Genomic DNA, 15497 nt, shown 5'->3' with positions numbered 1-15497 from the left:
GCCCCGGGTGGCCGCGAACGCCGCGACCCCGCCGCCGATGACGACGACGGCCGCGGCGGCGGCCACGGGGGCCTGCCAATGCCGGTCACCGAGCGGCGTGACCTCGGTGGCTGTGCCGATCATGGCCGCGGCGCGCTCGTCGTCGTGCCGGACCTGAGCTGACGCGAGCTCGCGGCGCAGGGCCGCGGCCAGGTCGTCGTTGTCGTCGATCATCGGAGCACCTCGTGGCTGGGTCGGGCGGTAAGCGTGCGCAGCGTGGCCAGGCCCCGGTGGGCCTGGCTGCGCACGGTGCCGGTGGAGACGCCGAGGGTCTCGGCGATCTCGTCGTCGGGCAGGTCGCACAGGTAGCGCAGGACGAGCACCGCTCGTTGCCGGGCGGGCAGCGAGCGTAGTAAGGGCAGCAGGGTGCGCCGCTCGTCGACGTCGTCGGTGGCGCTGTGCCGCGACGGGCGCTCGGGCGGGTCGGCCATGGTGAACTCGGCCCCGCGGTGGCGCCGCCAGCGGCTGACGTGGGCGTTAAGGATCGACCGGCGCAGGTAGGCCAGCGCCTGCGGGCGGTCGATGCGCCGCCACCGCACGAAGGCGTTCGTCAGCGCCGTCTGCACCAGGTCCTCGGCCTCGGTCCGCGAGCCGGAGACCGCGACGCCGATGCTCATCAGTGTCGCCCAGTTCTCGCGGGCGAAGGCGTCGAAGTCGGCGCGCAGAGCCAGGTCGTTCACCGACAACCTCCGATCCGAACCCCGTCACTGAGCTGAACCACGTCACTGAGCTGAACCACGTCACTGAGCTGAACCACGTCATCGAGCTGAGTCGGAACTGGCCCACACCCGTCCCTACGCACATCCATACGCAGCGAAGCAGCGCAGCGTTGCACGCGGCTAGGGTTTCGGCCATGACGTCGCGCCCCGACTGCCTGTTCTGCAAGATCGTGGCCGGCGACGTGCCGTCGGAGAGGCTCTACGACGACGAGTTCACCTACGCGTTCGCCGACCTGAACCCCCAGGCTCCGGTGCACGCCCTGGTGGTCCCGCGGCAGCACTTCACCGACCTGGCCGATCTGGGCCGCGACGGCGCGGCCGCCGCGGGGCTCGTGGCCGGGATCCGCGGGTTCGCGGCCCAGGAGGGCCTGCACGACTTCCGCACCGTCTTCAACACCGGCGCCGAGGTCGGGCAGAGCGTCTTCCACGTGCACGCGCACGTCCTGGCCGGCCGTCCGATGGGCTGGCCACCCGGATAACCGGGGTGGCGGCAACCGGCGGAATTCGGGCGTTATCCGCGGGCGTTGCGCCGGTACAGTGGAATCACCCAGTTCGCCGACCAGAAAGCCCGCGTTGACCGACACGTCCCAGACCGACACCGCAGCGCACGCCGACCGCGTGTCCACGACGCTCGTCGTCCCGGGTGAGCAGGCCATGGTCGCGCTGCTCGGTTCCCGCGACGAGCTGTTACGGGTGATCGAGAGCAAGCTCGACAGCGACGTCCACGTCCGCGGCAACGAGATCACCATCACCGGCGCCCCCGGCGACAACGCCACGGCCGTGCGGCTGTTCGAGGAGCTGCTGGAGCTCATCAAGTCCGGCCAGAACCTCACGGCCGACGCCGTCTCGCGCGCCTACGGCATCCTCACCGCCGACACGTCGGCCAGCCCGGCCGAGGTGCTCAGCCTCAACATTGTCTCGCGGCGCGGCAAGAACATCCGCCCGAAGACGCTGAACCAGAAGCACTACGTCGACGCGATCGACCACAACACCGTCACCTTCGGCATCGGCCCTGCCGGTACCGGCAAGACCTACCTGGCCGTGGCCAAGGCCGTGCAGGCGCTGCTGAGCAAGGACGTCACCCGGATCATCCTGACCCGCCCGGCCGTCGAGGCCGGCGAGCGGCTCGGCTTCCTGCCGGGGAGCCTGTTCGACAAGATCGACCCGTACCTGCGCCCACTGTTCGACGCGTTGCACGACATGCTCGACCCGGATTCGCTGCCCCGGCTCATGCAGGCGGGGACGATCGAGATCGCCCCGCTGGCCTACATGCGCGGGCGCACGCTCAACGATGCGTTCATCATCCTCGACGAGGCCCAGAACACGACGGCCGAGCAGATGAAGATGTTCCTAACGCGTCTCGGCTTCGGCTCGCGGATGGTCGTCACCGGCGACGTCACCCAGATCGACCTGCCGGGCGACACCCGCAGCGGGCTGCGTGTCGTCCGCGACATCCTCGGCGACGTCGAGGACGTGCACTTCGCGAACCTGACGTCCAAGGACGTCGTCCGGCACCGCCTCGTGGGCGAGATCGTCGACGCCTACGAGCGCCACGATGCGCGCACCGGCGCGCAGGGCGACCGCACCGCCAAACCCCGTCGGTGACGGGGCGTCGTCGATGAGCGTCGAGGTCAACAACGAGTCCGGCTCCGAGGTGGACGAGGTCGGCCTCGCCGAACTCGGACGCTTCGTGCTGGACGCGCTGCGCATCGATCCGTTGGCCGATCTGTCGGTGCTGCTCGTCGATGCCGACACCATGGCCGGGCTGCACCAGCAGTGGATGGGCCTGCCCGGTCCGACCGATGTCATGGCCTTCCCGATGGACGGGGGCGACGGGCCGGCCGAGCGCGTCGACCCGTCGGCGCCGCCCGGCACGGACGAGAACCCGGGCGAGACGATGCTCGGCGACGTCGTGCTGTGCCCCGTCGTCGCCGCCGAGCAGGCTGAGGCCGCCCAGCACAGCACGGAGGCCGAGCTGCACCTGCTCTGCACGCACGGCATCCTGCATCTCCTCGGCTACGACCACGGTGACGCCGACGAGGAGCGGCAGATGTTCGAGCTGCAGGCGTCCTTGACGGCCGACTGGTCCCGTGCGAGCGGACGGGGACGCATCCGGGCCCCGTTGCCGGGCACCGCCGGCGAGGTGCGCGGCTCGTGACCGAAAGCCCGGACGGCCGATGACCGGCGACATCGTCGCGCTCGTCGTCGCCATCGTGCTGGTGCCGGTGGGCGGCCTGTTCGCCGCGGTCGACTCGGCCATCTCGCGGGTCTCCAAGGCCCGGGCGGAGGAGTTCGTCCGCGAGGACGTGCCCGGCGCCCGTGCCCTGGCCGTCGTCATGGCCGACCGCGCGCGCTACACGAACCTGCTCCTGCTGCTCCGCACGGCCTGCGAGCTCACGGCCACCGTCATCGTGACCATCCTGGCGCGACACCAGTTCGGGACGTCCTGGCCGGTGCCGGTGCTCACGGTGCTGCTGATGATCGTCATCGTCTACGCCGTGGTGGGTGTCGGTCCGCGCACCCTGGGCCTGCAGCACGTCAATCGCGTCGCGCTGGCCGGTGCGCCGGGCGTACGGCTGCTCGGCGCCGTGTTCAACCCGCTCGCGGCGCTGCTGGTGCTGTTCGGCAACGCGATCACCCCCGGGCGCGGGTTGCGGGACGGCCCCTTTGCGTCCGAGGTGGAGCTGCGCGAGCTCGTCGACATGGCCGAGGAACGCGGCGTCGTCGAGCACGGCGAGCGGCAGATGATCCAGTCGGTGTTCGACCTCGGCAACACCATCGCCCGCGAGGTCATGGTGCCGCGCACCGAGGTGGTGTTCATCGAGAGCGGCAAGACGTTGCGGCAGGCGATCGCGCTCGCCCTGCGCAGTGGCTTCTCGCGCATCCCGGTCACCGGCGAGAACCTCGACGACGTCGTCGGGGTCGCGTACCTCAAGGACCTCGTGCGGCGCGGTCAGGACCCCGAGGCCGCGCGCACCGTCCTGGTGCAGGACGTCATGCGCACCGTGGCCTACGTCCCCGAGTCCAAGCCCGTCGACGCGTTGCTGCGCGAGATGCAGGCCGCGCGCTCGCACATCGCCATCGTCATCGACGAGTACGGCGGCACCGCCGGGCTGATCACGATCGAGGACATCCTCGAGGAGATCGTCGGTGAGATCACCGACGAGTACGACAACGAACGCCCGCCCGTCGAGCGCATCGACGACGACACGGCGCGGGTCACGGCCCGCCTCGCGGTCGAGGACCTCGGCGAGCTGTTCGGTGTCGAGCTGCCCGACCGAGACGACGTCGAGACGGTCGGCGGCCTGCTGGCCGAGGCTCTCGGCCGGGTGCCGATCGCCGGGTCGACCGCGATCGTGCACGGGCTCGAGCTGACCGCCGAGGACATCGGTGGGCGACGGAACCGGGTCGACACGGTCCTGGTCAGCCGCGTCCCGCAGGACGACGACACGGCCCGGGGCGAGAACCCGTCCCGCGACACGGAGGTGGCCGCACGTGAGTGAGCTCGACCCCGAGGACACGAAGCTGGTGACGCTGGCCCGGTCGGCCCGCGCCCGTTCCGGTGCCGCGCAGGGAGCCGCCGTTCGCGACGGTGACGGGCGGACCTACGTGGCCGCGTCGGTGTCGCTGCCCTCGCTGACCCTGTCGGCGCTGCAGGTGGCGGTCGCGATGGCCGTCTCCTCGGGCGCGCCGGGTCTCGAGGCAGCGGTCGTGCTGGGCGCCGACCCGGCCGACGCGGCGGGGGAGCAGGCCGTCCGCGAGGTCGCGCCGACCGCCACCGTCCACCACGCCGCCGCCGACGGCACGCTGGTCTGACCTACAGCAGGCTGGTCTGACCTACAGCACCCTCGTGCGAGCTACGGCAGGCGGCCGGCCAGCAGCGCCGGCAGGGCGTCGCGCACCACGGCCCAGTCCGGGGACGCGGAGTCGATGAGCGTGAAGTGGTCGCCGGCCACCTCGATCAGCGCCGCGTCGTCGCCCGCCGCGGTCGCCGCCCGCACGTAGGCGGTGCTCTGCGCCAGCGGCACGTTGGCGTCGCCCGGGGCGTGCACGCACAGCACCGGGACGCCCAGCGGCAGGCGCTGGATCGGGTCGGCGAGCAGGTACCGGTCGGGCAGCGCCGCGGGGCCGCCGCCGAGCAGGTCGGCGGCGGCACCGGCTCCCACACCGGTGTCCTGGGCGACCGCGAGGTCGAGCACGCCGGCCTGCGACACGGCCGCGGTCAGGCGGACGGCCGGCGACGCTCCCGGCCCGCCCGCCGGCAGCTGCGGGCGTCCCGCGGCCCACACGGCCAGGTGCCCGCCCGCCGAGTGGCCGACGGCGACGACCCGGGACGTGTCGACGTCGAGGTTCGCCAGGTGGTCGATGCCCAGGGCGATGTCGTCGAACGTGGCCGGCCATCCGCCGCCGTCACCGACGCGCCGGTACTCCAGGTTCCACACCGTGTACCCGCGTCCCACGAGGTCCCGCGCCAGCTTGCGGCCTAACGCGAGGCCGTACTGCGCACGCCAGAACCCGCCGTGCACGACAACCACCGTGCCGTCGTGCTCGGCGTGCTCCGGCCGGTACAGCTCGCCGAACTGCGACCGGTCGGGGCCGTAGCTGCTGCGCTCGGGCTGCGCCCCGCGCCGCCGGAAGGCGGGCGTCACGCCGGCACCGCGCGCAGCACGCTCGTCAGCACGGACGCCGTGTTGAAGGTGCCGGTCGTGTCGACGGTGCGCACCAGCACCACCACCAGGCCCTTGTTGACGGTGCAGGCCCAGTCCTGGCCCCTGTCCCGGGGATAGAAGTCGTTCTGGAAGCACAGGCCGGTGACGCCCCCGACCTCGACCTGCGTCACCCCCGGGGCCGACCCGGCCCGGCGCACGAACGCGTTGTGCGCCGCGATGGCCGACGGGTAGCGCTGCGTGGTGACCTCGGCGACAGGCTGATTGGGCCCGGGCAGCCGCTCACCCGCCAGGCAGGAGGCGCCGCAGTCGCTGTTCGGGCGCTGCTGCGCGTAGAACCGGCAGCCGACGGTCGTGCCGCCGGACCGCAGGACGGTCGTCCGGCCGAGCCGCACGCCGAGGGTGTCGTGGACGACCGACGCCGCCACCACGGGGCACGAGCGCGAGGCGGACGCAGTGGTGGGTCCCGAGCTGACCGGCGCGGTGGCCGACGGCGACCCCACGGTCGACGAGGACGTCGCGACCGGCGCAGAGGTCGGTGCGGACGAGGACGGGCCCGACCCGGACGTGCACCCGGCGACGAGCAGCGCGAGCGTGGCCAGCACGCCGATCGCAGCGGTCCGACGTCGCAGCAGCACGCCTCTCATGGTGTCAAAGCACCTGTCGGCGGGTGCGAGGATGGGGGTGTGACGTACCGCTCGGGCTTCTGCTGCTTCGTGGGCCGCCCGAACGCCGGCAAGTCGACGCTGACGAACGCGCTGGTCGGCACCAAGATCGTGATCACCAGTGACAAGCCGCAGACGACCCGGCACGCGGTCCGCGGCATCCTCACCCGCGAGGACGCGCAGCTCGTCCTCGTCGACACCCCTGGCCTGCACCGTCCCCGCACGCTGCTCGGGCAACGGCTCAACGACGTCGTCCGCTCGACGCTGGCCGAGGTCGACGTCGTCGGCCTCTGCGTGCCGGCCGACCAGCGCATCGGTCCCGGTGACCGGTTCATCGCCGCCGAGCTGGCCGAACTCCGGGCACCGGTGATCGCGGTCGTCACCAAGACCGACGCGACGTCCAAGCAGCGGGTCGCCGAACAGCTCGTCGCGCTGTCCCGCCTCGGCGAGTTCGCCGACATCGTGCCGGTGTCGGCGGTCGACGGCAGTCAGGTCGACCTGCTCGCCGATCTGCTCGTCGGGCATCTGCCCGAGGGCCCGATGCTGTACCCGGACGACGTCACCACCGACAACGACGACGAGACCCGGTTGGCGGAGCTGATCCGCGAGGCCTCCCTCGAGGGCGTGCGCGACGAGCTGCCGCACTCGATTGCGGTGACCATCGACGAAGTGACCCGCCGCGACTCGGGGTTGCTCGAGGTGTTCGCCACCATCCACCTCGAGCGCGACAGCCAGAAGGGCATCGTCATCGGCCCGAAGGGGTCGCGGCTGCAACGCATCGGCACCGACGCCCGCGCCGGTATCGAGGCCCTCCTCGGCGAACGCGTGCACCTGGCGTTGCACGTCGCCGTCGAGCGCGATTGGCAGCGTGATCCGAAGAAGCTCGACCGGCTCGGGTTCTGAGTGCTCGACACCTACCGCTCGGTCTTCCGCACGCCAGGCACCGCCGCCTTCTGCGCGGCCGGCTTCCTCATGCGCATGCCGATCGCCATGTACCCGATCGGCCTGGTCCTCATCGTGTCGTCCCGCGACGGCCGCTACGGTTTCGCCGGCGTGCTCAGCGCGGTGTACGTCATCGCCAATGGGGCCGGGAACCCGGCTCTCGCCCGGGTGTCGGACGAGCTGGGGCAGCGTCGGCTGCTGATCGTGGCCTCGCTCGTGCACGCCGTGTCGGTCGTGGTGCTCGCGGCGTGCTTCGAGGCGGGTTGGGCGGACTGGACATTGCTCGCGCCCACCGTCGTCGCGGGTTTCACCTTCCTGTCCGTCGGCTCGCTGCTGCGGGCGCGCTGGTCGTTCGTGCTGGCCGGGCGCCCCGAGCTCGGCACCGCGTACTCGCTGGAGTCCACCCTGGACGAGGTGATCTTCGTCCTGGGCCCGCTGATCGCGACGTTCATCGCCACCCAGCTCGACCCGGTGCTGGTGCTCTACGTCGCGCTGGCCCTGGTCCTCGGCGGTGCCCTGTGGTTGGCGACCATGCGGGCCAGCGAACCGCCCGCGCGGCACGTGGACGCGCCGCGGAACCGGTCGGCGATCCTCGAGCGGGGGATGCCGCTGCTGGCCGTCTTCGCCGCGGCGATGGGGATGATCTTCGCCAGCGCCGAGGTCACGATCGTCGCCTTCTGCGGGCAGCACGGCCATCGTGGGCTCAGCGGCGCGGTGCTGGCCTGCCTGGCGCTGGGCAGCGCGACCGCGGGCTTCCTGTACGGCGCGCGCCGGTGGCACGCCGACCTGCTCGACCGGTTCCGGCTGCAGGCGCTCCTCTTCGGGGTGCTGCCGCTGCTCTTCCTCGCCGCCGTCAACATCGGCGTGCTGGCGGTGTGCGCGTTCGTGGTCGGGGCCGGCATCGCGCCGACCCTGACCACGGCGTTCGGGCTGATCGAACGGATCGTGCCGGCGGCCTCGCTCACCGAGGGGCTGGCGTGGCTGGTCACCGGCCTCAGCGTCGGGTACGGCGCCGGCGCGGCCCTGGTGGGTGGCATCGCCGACGCGCACGGGGCCCGCACCGCGTTCGTCGTCACCATCGCGGCGGGCCTGCTCATGGCCGTGCTGGCCGTCGTCGAGCACCGGCGGCTGCGCGCCCCGGCCGGGGAGCGCGTCGCTGTCGGCTGACGGTGCGATCATGGAGCGGTGCCGCTCTATCGCGATGACGCGGTCGTGCTCCGGGTGCACAAGCTCGGCGAGGCCGACCGCATCGTCACCCTGCTGACCCGCCGCCACGGGCGCGTGCGGGCCGTCGGCAAGGGCGTGCGGCGGACCTCCTCGCGCTTCGGCGCCCGCCTCGAGCCGGGCAGCCACATCGACGTGCAGCTGTACTCGCGACTGCCCGAGGGGCAGGCGGCTCCGGATGGTCGTCGCGGCCTGGACGTCGTCCAGCAGACCGAGTCGCTGGACCCGTTCGGGGCCCGCCTCGCCGACGACTACGGCCGATGGACGGCCGCCTCGGCCATCTGCGAGACCGCCGAGCGGCTCACCGAGGAGGGCGAGCCCGCCCTGCGGCTGTACCTGCTGGTGGTCGGCGCGTTGCGGGCCCTGGCCCTGCGCGAGCACGACGCCGGGCTGGTCCTCGACGCGTTCTTCATCCGCGCGATGTCCAACGCCGGGTGGGAACCCGCCCTGCGCGAGTGCGCCAAATGCTCGGCGCCGGGGCCGCACGCCGGGTTCAACGTGGCCGCCGGCGGGGCGGTCTGCGACGACTGCCGGCCCGCCGGGTCGGCCCGGCCGCTCCCGGCGTCGGTCCAGCTCATGTCCGCCCTGCTCGGCGGCGACTGGCCCGTCGCCGACGCCTCGACCAGCGAGCCGCGCCGTGAGGCCAGCGGGCTCATCGCCGCCCACCTGCAGTGGCACCTCGAGCGTGGGTTGAGGTCACTGCCGCTCGTCGACCGCACCTGAGGGCGGTCCGAGCCCCGTGAAGCTGAGAATTCGCAGGTGCTGCGGTGACGGTTCGATCTCAGGGGCAACCGGATCACGTGTTGCGCCGTCTTCTCTACGTGACAGACGAGAAGATGCGTTCCATGGTTCGTGACGCCCGCCCGACGCGCTGGGCCCGTTGGCTGGTCCCCGCGGCGGTTGTCGCCGTCGGCATCGCCGGGTGCAGCTCCGCGCACAACGTCTCGGCCACGCGGGGGAGCGGCGTCGGCACGCACCACGCATCCGGCTCGGACGGCGCTGCCGGGACCAGCGCGACCCCCCACGTCGCTGCGAAGGTGCTGCCGGCCACCGTCAGCACCGTGCCGGCCGCGGGGGCGAAGAAGGTCGACCCGACGCAGCGCATCACGGTCAGCGTGGCCCACGGGACGCTGCGCTCGGTCAAGGTCACCAACCCGGCCGGCAAGACGGTCACCGGCGCGGCCGCGGGCTCCGCCGGGTGGCGCAGCAACGAGGACCTCGGCTACGGGCGCACGTACACCGTCGTCGCCACCGGGGTCGGTGCCGACGGGGCCGCCGTCACGAAGCGCAGCAGCTTCACCACCGTCGACCCGGACAACACCGTCGACGCCAACATCAACCGCATCGGCGGGTACGCGCTCACGAACGGCGCCACCTACGGGGTGGCCATCGTGCCGATCGTCCACTTCGACAGCCCCATCACGGGCAAGGCCGCGCGCGCCGCCGTCGTCAAGACCCTGTCCGTCACCACCACGCCGCACGTCGCCGGCGCCTGGGCCTGGTACGGCACGCAGGACGTCCACTACCGGCCGCAGAGCTACTGGCCCAGCGGCACCCGGGTGACGGTCGCGGCCAAGATCTACGGCAAGGACCTGGGCCACGGCGTCTACGGCGCCTCCGACGAGAGCGCCTCGTTCACGATCGGCCGCAAGCAGATCACCATCGCCCACGACAACGCCCCCAAGGCGGTGAACAAGGTGCGCGTCTACCGCGAGGACAAGCTGGTGCGCACCATGAACACCTCGATGGGCATGCACTCCGGCACCTACTCGGGTGGCCACTACATCGACTTCCACACCATGAACGGCTCGTACACGGTGCTGCAGCACGACGACCCGGCGATCATGTCCTCGGCCAGCTACGGGCTCGCGGCCACCGACCCGGGCGGGTACGCGCCGGAGAAGATCTACTACGCCACCAAGATCAGCACCGACGGCATCTACCTGCACTACCTGGACACGGAGCCGGCCCAGAATTCCGGTGTGGACGTCTCGCACGGGTGCCTGAACCTCAATCACCCGAACGCGGTCTGGTTCTACAACCACTCGCTGATCGGGGACCCGGTGCAGATCTCGGGCACGCACGGCCCGACCATCGACGTCGCCCAGGGCGGCGACTGGAGCGTGTCCTGGAAGCAGTGGACCAGCGGCAGCATCACGCAGTCGTGAGGCGCAGCCCGCTCGCGGGATAGCCTGACCCAATGTCCGTTCCGACCCAGCGCAGCAGCCTGCTCGGCCGCTCCCGCACCGTGTGGCCGGACCCACCGGCCCACCCGTCGGGGGCTCGGCCGCCCGAGATCCCGGCGGCGCTGGTGCCCCGGCACGTCGCGATCGTGATGGACGGCAACGGGCGGTGGGCCCACGCGCGCGGGCTGTCCCGCACCGAGGGTCACCGCGCCGGTGAGGCCAGCCTGATGGACGTGCTGCACGGGGCGATCGAGCTCGGCGTCGGCACCATCTCGGCGTACGCCTTCTCGACCGAGAACTGGCGCCGCTCGCCCGAGGAGGTGCGCTTCCTCATGGGCTTCAACAAGGACGTCATCCGTCGCCGGCGCGACGAGCTGGCCGACCTCGGGGTCCGCATCCGATGGGCGGGGCGGCGGCCGCGATTGTGGCGCAGCGTCATCAGCCAGCTCGAGGACGCCGAGGACTACACCCGCGACAACGACCGGCTGACCCTCCAGTTCTGCGTGAACTACGGCGGCCGTGCCGAGATCGTGGACGCGGTCCGGGCCATCACCAAGGACGTGCAGGCGGGCACCCTCAACCCCGCCAAGATCGACGAGCGGACGATCGGCGCGTACCTCGACGAGCCGGGCCTGCCGGACGTCGACCTGTTCATCCGCACGTCCGGCGAGCAGCGCACGTCGAACTTCCTGCTGTGGCAGTCGGCCTACGCCGAGCTCGCGTTCGTCGACACGCCGTGGCCCGACTTCGACCGTCGACACCTCTGGCAGGCGTGCCTCGACTACGCGCGACGCGACCGGAGGTTCGGCGCCGCCGGGCCGGTCGACGCGCCCACGACATGATCGCGATCACCCACTTCACGGTAGGAGCCGGCGAGGGCGACGACGGGTTCGTCGCGCGCGCCCAGCCCGCGCTGGACGCGCTGTCGCGATGCGCCGGCTACCAGCGAGGCTCCCTGGGACGCAGCACCGACGACCCCGGCGCCTGGGTGCTGCTCACGGAGTGGACGAACGTCGGGTCCTACCGGCGCGCGCTCGGCAACTACCAGGTGAAGCTGCACGCCACCCCGCTGCTGGCGCAGGCCCGCGACCTGCCCGGCGGGTTCGAGACGATCGTGGACGTCGCCCCGGGAGGCGAGACGGTCGTCCACGCCAGCGATCGGGAACCGCTCGCATGAAGCACCTGCGGCCGGCGGCAGCGCTGCGCCGGTCCTGGGTCGGGCGGTGGGTCGCCATCCCCGCGTCCTGGCGACGGCGCACCGACTGGTTCCCCGCGGACACGCTCATCGGCCAGGTGCTGCGGGGCCTGCGGATCGGGGCGGTGACCGCGTTCGGCATCGTGCTCGTCGTCGACTGGTGGCGCCACGGGGTGCCGTTCGACCGCACCAGCCTGCTGCTGTGGATCGCGATCGGCCTGGCGTGCGCGTGCATCGGGCGGCATCCGGTCTGGTTGCTGTGGGTGCTGCTCGATTTCGTCCCGCTGGCGGCGGTGCTGATCGTCTACGACCACCTGCGCGGCATCGCGGACACCGTCGGCATGCCCACGTGGTGGCACCCGCAGGTGCGCGTCGACCGGGTGCTGTTCCTGGGCCACGAACCGACGGTCGTGCTGCAGGAGCACCTGAAGTTCGCCGACGTCCGCTGGTACGACGTCGCGGTCTGCGTCTGTTACTACACGTTCTTCTTCCTGCCCTACCTGACAGCCGGAGTCATGTGGCTGCGGAGCCGCACCGACTTCTACCGCTGGTCGCTGCGGTTCGTCGCCCTGTCGTTCCTGGGCTTCCTGTTCTTCGTGCTCATCCCGGCGGCCCCGCCGTGGGCCGCCGCGCGCTGCACCGCCCGTGACGTGGCGGGGCACCCGAGCGCGCCGCCGTGCATGGGCGACTCGCAGCGGGCCGTGACCGGCGGCATCCTCGGCCAGTACCACGGTGGCCGGCCGGGCACGAACCCCTACGTCGAGCGCATCGTCACCCGCGGGTTCTCCGACCTGCACCTGCGCGTGGCGACCTCGCTGCTCGAGGAGGGCCGGGTGAGTGCGGACGCCGTGGCCGCCGTGCCCTCGTTGCACCTCGGCGGCACGGTGCTGTTCGTGCTGTTCATGTGGTCGCGGGTCAACCGGTGGTGGCGTCCGCTGCTGGTCGCCTATCCGGTGCTCATGACGTTCAGCCTGGTGTACTCGGCCGAGCACTACGTCGCCGACTGCCTGGCCGGCGCGCTGCTCGCCGTGGTCGTCCACCGCACCGCCTCCTGGATCGAGCGGCGGCGAAAGGCCGACCACGAGCCCGATACCCTGGGTTCTGCGCCTGTCAGCGGCGCGCCCGCACCGTCGAAACGTCAGCCTCAGGAGATCTCGTGCCCGCCGTCGCGCCCGCAGTCAGAAACGACGCCATCGTCAACCTGAGCAAGCGCCGCGGTTTCGTCTTCCCGTCCAGCGAGATCTACGGCGGCACCCGGTCGGCCTGGGACTACGGCCCGCTCGGCGTCGAGCTCAAGGAGAACGTCCGCCGTCAGTGGTGGAAGGCCATGGTGCAGCGTCGCGACGACGTCGTGGGTCTCGACTCCGCGGTCATCCTGTCCACCGACGTGTGGAAGGCCTCCGGGCACCTCGACGTGTTCACCGACCCGCTGGTCGAGTGCCTGAACTGCCACAAGCGCAACCGGGCCGACCAGCTCGAGGAGGCCTACGAGGCGAAGCACGACCACGCCCCGGCCAACGGGCTGGCCGACATCGCCTGCCCGAACTGCGGCACCCGCGGGCAGTGGACCGAGCCGCGCGACTTCAACATGATGCTCAAGACCTACCTCGGCCCGGTCGAGTCGGAGGAGAACATCCACTACCTGCGGCCGGAGACGGCGCAGGGCATCTTCGTCAATTTTCTCAACGTGCTGAACACGTCGCGTCGCCGCCCGCCGTTCGGCATCGCCCAGACGGGCAAGAGCTTCCGCAACGAGATCACGCCGGGCAACTTCATCTTCCGGACGCGGGAGTTCGAGCAGATGGAGATGGAGTTCTTCGTCGAGCCCGGCACCGACGATCAATGGCACGAGTACTGGCTGCAGCAGCGGTGGGACTGGTACGTCGACCTGGGCATCGACCCGGAGAACCTGCGCCGGTTCGAGCACCCCGCCGAGAAGCTCTCGCACTACGCGAAGCGCACCGTCGACATCGAGTACCGCTTCGGGTTCGGCGGCACCGAGTTCGCCGAGCTCGAGGGCATCGCCAATCGCACCGACTTCGACCTGACGACCCACTCCGAGCACTCCGGCACCAACCTGAGCTACCTCGACCCGGTGACGAACGAGCGCTACACGCCCTACGTCATCGAGCCTGCGGCCGGGTTGACCCGCGCGGTGCTGGCGTTCCTGCTCGACGCCTACACCGAGGACGAGGCGCCCAACGCGAAGGGCGTCATGGAGAAGCGCACCGTGCTGCGTCTCGACAAGCGGCTCGCCCCGGTCAAGGCTGCCGTGCTGCCGTTGTCGCGCAACGCGGACCTGTCGCCGAAGGCGCGCGCGCTGGCCGAGACCCTGCGGCAGAACTGGAACGTCGACTACGACGAGACGCAGGCCATCGGCAAGCGGTACCGCCGCCAGGACGAGACCGGCACGCCGTTCTGCATCACCGTCGACTTCGAGACCCTGGACGACGACGCGGTGACGATCCGCGAGCGCGACACCATGGCCCAGGAACGCATCGGCATCGACCAGGTCGAGAGCTACCTGGCGGCCCGGCTCATCGGGGTGTGACCTCATGACGAGTGTTCTCACCGCACCGCTCGTGTTGTCCGACCGCGTGGTCGCCGACCCGCCGGTCGTCCTGGCGCCGATGGCCGGCATCACCAACAACGCGTTCCGCCGGCTGTGCCGTGAGGCGATGTCGACGCAGCTGCTCCCCGGGCAGCGGGGCGGGCTGTTCGTCAGCGAGATGATCACCTCGAGGGCCCTCGTCGAGCGCAACCCGAAGACCCTGCAACTCATCCGCTTCGCGCCGGACGAGTCACCGCGGTCGCTGCAGCTCTACGGCGTCGACCCGGCCGTCGTCGGCGCGGCGGTGCGCATGATCGTCGACGAGGACCTCGCCGACCACGTCGACCTGAACTTCGGCTGCCCGGTACCCAAGGTGACCCGCAAGGGCGGGGGAGCGGCACTGCCCTGGCGGCACCAGCTGTTCGAGTCGATCGTGCGGTCCGCTGTGCGTGAGGCCCGCGGCGCGGTGCCGGTCACCGTGAAGATGCGGGTGGGCATCGACGCCGACCACCTGACCTACCGCGAGGCCGGGCTGCGGGCGCAGGACGCCGGCGCCGCGCACGTCGCGCTGCACGGGCGCACCGCGCTGGAGTACTACGGCGGGCAAGCCGACTGGTCGCGGATCGCCGACCTCGTCGACGCCCTCGACATCCCGGTGCTCGGCAACGGCGACATCTGGGAGGGTGACGACGCGCTGCGCATGGTCCGCGAGACCGGCTGCGCCGGGGTCGTCGTGGGGCGCGGCTGCCTCGGGCGGCCGTGGCTGTTCGCCGACCTCGCCGCGGCCTTCAACGGCACAGGTGTGCAGGTGCGCCCGAATCTCGGCGAGGTGGCGGCCATGATGCACCGGCACGCCGAGCTGTTGGGCGAATGGCTCGGTGAGCAGCGCGGCGTCATCGAGTTCCGCAAGCACGTGGCGTGGTACCTGAAGGGCTTCGGCGCCGGGGGCGCGGTGCGCCGCGAGCTCGCGCAGTCGTCCAGCCTGGCCGAGCTCGACGACCTGCTGGGCCGGCTCGACGCCGACGAACCGTTCCCGTCCGTCGTGCTGGGGCAGCCGCGCGGGCGCACGACCGCAGGGCACGGGGTGTCGCTGCCGGACGGCTGGCTGGCGACGCGGGAGTCGTGCGAGGTCCCGGTCGGGGCCGAGACGGAGAACAGCGGCGGCTGACCTGACGCCACCGTCGGGCCGGCCCCCGGGCCGGCGGAAGTGGCGGCAGCTTATGACTGCCCGAAAATCAATGCAAGACGACCGTGCCGCTTTTCACGAGCCGCCCCCGCCGTCGGCGCCGGCCCCCGTCCCCGACGCAAC

18 protein-coding genes are annotated in these 15497 nt (G+C 71.7%); 14 read left to right on the top strand and 4 right to left on the bottom strand.

The features are described 5' to 3' along the window. A partial coding sequence (locus tag ACFFCA_RS11520) for a hypothetical protein (RefSeq protein ID WP_375484870.1) occupies positions 1 to 213 on the bottom strand: 213 nt, incomplete at its 3' end. Beyond that, on the bottom strand, positions 210 to 719 hold the full coding sequence (locus ACFFCA_RS11515; RefSeq protein ID WP_375484868.1) for a SigE family RNA polymerase sigma factor: 510 nt from the start codon (positions 717 to 719) through the stop codon (positions 210 to 212). The genes ACFFCA_RS11515 and ACFFCA_RS11520, both read right to left, overlap by 4 nt. Before the next feature lie 173 nt (positions 720 to 892). Here ACFFCA_RS11515 and ACFFCA_RS11510 point away from each other — a divergent pair, with 173 nt between their 5' ends. The 5 genes from ACFFCA_RS11510 to ACFFCA_RS11490 all read left to right on the top strand — a co-directional run bounded on the left by ACFFCA_RS11510 (position 893) and on the right by ACFFCA_RS11490 (position 4574). Continuing rightward, the gene (locus ACFFCA_RS11510; protein WP_375484866.1) at positions 893 to 1237 is read left to right on the top strand and encodes an HIT domain-containing protein; all 345 of its coding nucleotides are present in this window, start codon (positions 893 to 895) and stop codon (positions 1235 to 1237) included. 139 nt (positions 1238 to 1376) lie between these two features. Further along, positions 1377 to 2363, top strand: coding sequence for a PhoH family protein (locus ACFFCA_RS11505; RefSeq protein ID WP_375484878.1), 987 nt, complete (start codon positions 1377 to 1379; stop codon positions 2361 to 2363). A gap of 13 nt (positions 2364 to 2376) precedes the next feature. Then, on the top strand, positions 2377 to 2916 hold the full coding sequence (gene ybeY, locus ACFFCA_RS11500; RefSeq protein WP_375484864.1) for an rRNA maturation RNase YbeY: 540 nt from the start codon (positions 2377 to 2379) through the stop codon (positions 2914 to 2916). Between the two features lie 19 nt (positions 2917 to 2935). Further along, entirely contained in the window at positions 2936 to 4261 is a 1326-nt protein-coding gene (locus tag ACFFCA_RS11495) for a hemolysin family protein (RefSeq protein WP_375484862.1), read from the top strand. Beyond that, the gene (locus ACFFCA_RS11490; RefSeq protein ID WP_375484860.1) at positions 4254 to 4574 is read left to right on the top strand and encodes a cytidine deaminase; all 321 of its coding nucleotides are present in this window, start codon (positions 4254 to 4256) and stop codon (positions 4572 to 4574) included. Before ACFFCA_RS11495 ends, ACFFCA_RS11490 begins: the two co-directional genes overlap by 8 nt. Before the next feature lie 41 nt (positions 4575 to 4615). On the opposite strand, the gene ACFFCA_RS11485 is transcribed toward ACFFCA_RS11490, so the two are convergent. Both ACFFCA_RS11485 and ACFFCA_RS11480 read right to left on the bottom strand, forming a co-directional pair. Further along, on the bottom strand, positions 4616 to 5407 hold the full coding sequence (locus ACFFCA_RS11485; RefSeq protein WP_375484858.1) for an alpha/beta hydrolase family protein: 792 nt from the start codon (positions 5405 to 5407) through the stop codon (positions 4616 to 4618). After that, positions 5404 to 6063 (bottom strand): hypothetical protein, encoded by a 660-nt coding sequence (locus tag ACFFCA_RS11480; RefSeq protein WP_375484856.1) that lies wholly within the window; start codon positions 6061 to 6063, stop codon positions 5404 to 5406. Before ACFFCA_RS11480 ends, ACFFCA_RS11485 begins: the two co-directional genes overlap by 4 nt. Positions 6064 to 6111: 48 nt before the next feature. On the opposite strand from ACFFCA_RS11480, the gene era reads away from it, so the two are divergent. From era to dusB, 9 genes are all read left to right on the top strand, one after another. After that, on the top strand, positions 6112 to 6993 hold the full coding sequence (gene era / locus ACFFCA_RS11475; protein WP_375484854.1) for a GTPase Era: 882 nt from the start codon (positions 6112 to 6114) through the stop codon (positions 6991 to 6993). Continuing rightward, the gene (locus tag ACFFCA_RS11470) at positions 6994 to 8199 is read left to right on the top strand and encodes an MFS transporter (protein WP_375484852.1); all 1206 of its coding nucleotides are present in this window, start codon (positions 6994 to 6996) and stop codon (positions 8197 to 8199) included. A gap of 18 nt (positions 8200 to 8217) precedes the next feature. Then, a complete protein-coding gene (gene recO, locus ACFFCA_RS11465; RefSeq protein ID WP_375484850.1) occupies positions 8218 to 8979 on the top strand; it encodes a DNA repair protein RecO in 762 nt (253 codons plus the stop codon). Positions 8980 to 9101: 122 nt separating this feature from the next. After that, a complete protein-coding gene (locus ACFFCA_RS11460; RefSeq protein ID WP_375484848.1) occupies positions 9102 to 10424 on the top strand; it encodes an Ig-like domain-containing protein in 1323 nt (440 codons plus the stop codon). A gap of 32 nt (positions 10425 to 10456) precedes the next feature. Continuing rightward, the gene (locus ACFFCA_RS11455) at positions 10457 to 11284 is read left to right on the top strand and encodes an isoprenyl transferase (RefSeq protein ID WP_375484846.1); all 828 of its coding nucleotides are present in this window, start codon (positions 10457 to 10459) and stop codon (positions 11282 to 11284) included. Next, positions 11281 to 11619 (top strand): antibiotic biosynthesis monooxygenase family protein, encoded by a 339-nt coding sequence (locus ACFFCA_RS11450; RefSeq protein WP_375484845.1) that lies wholly within the window; start codon positions 11281 to 11283, stop codon positions 11617 to 11619. Before ACFFCA_RS11455 ends, ACFFCA_RS11450 begins: the two co-directional genes overlap by 4 nt. Then, entirely contained in the window at positions 11616 to 12842 is a 1227-nt protein-coding gene (locus ACFFCA_RS11445) for a phosphatase PAP2 family protein (protein WP_375484843.1), read from the top strand. The genes ACFFCA_RS11450 and ACFFCA_RS11445 overlap by 4 nt, the downstream gene beginning before the upstream one ends. After that, positions 12794 to 14188, top strand: a complete 1395-nt coding sequence (locus ACFFCA_RS11440) for a glycine--tRNA ligase (protein ID WP_375484841.1) — start codon at positions 12794 to 12796, stop codon at positions 14186 to 14188. Before ACFFCA_RS11445 ends, ACFFCA_RS11440 begins: the two co-directional genes overlap by 49 nt. Positions 14189 to 14192: 4 nt before the next feature. Further along, positions 14193 to 15356, top strand: a complete 1164-nt coding sequence (gene dusB, locus ACFFCA_RS11435) for a tRNA dihydrouridine synthase DusB (RefSeq protein ID WP_375484839.1) — start codon at positions 14193 to 14195, stop codon at positions 15354 to 15356. The last annotated feature ends 141 nt before the right edge of the window (positions 15357 to 15497 follow it).

Origin of the sequence: uncultured Jatrophihabitans sp. (assembly GCF_964252635.1) — a bacterium.
GTDB lineage: Bacteria > Actinomycetota > Actinomycetes > Mycobacteriales > Jatrophihabitantaceae > Jatrophihabitans.
This window is presented reverse-complemented; position numbering and strand designations above follow the sequence as displayed.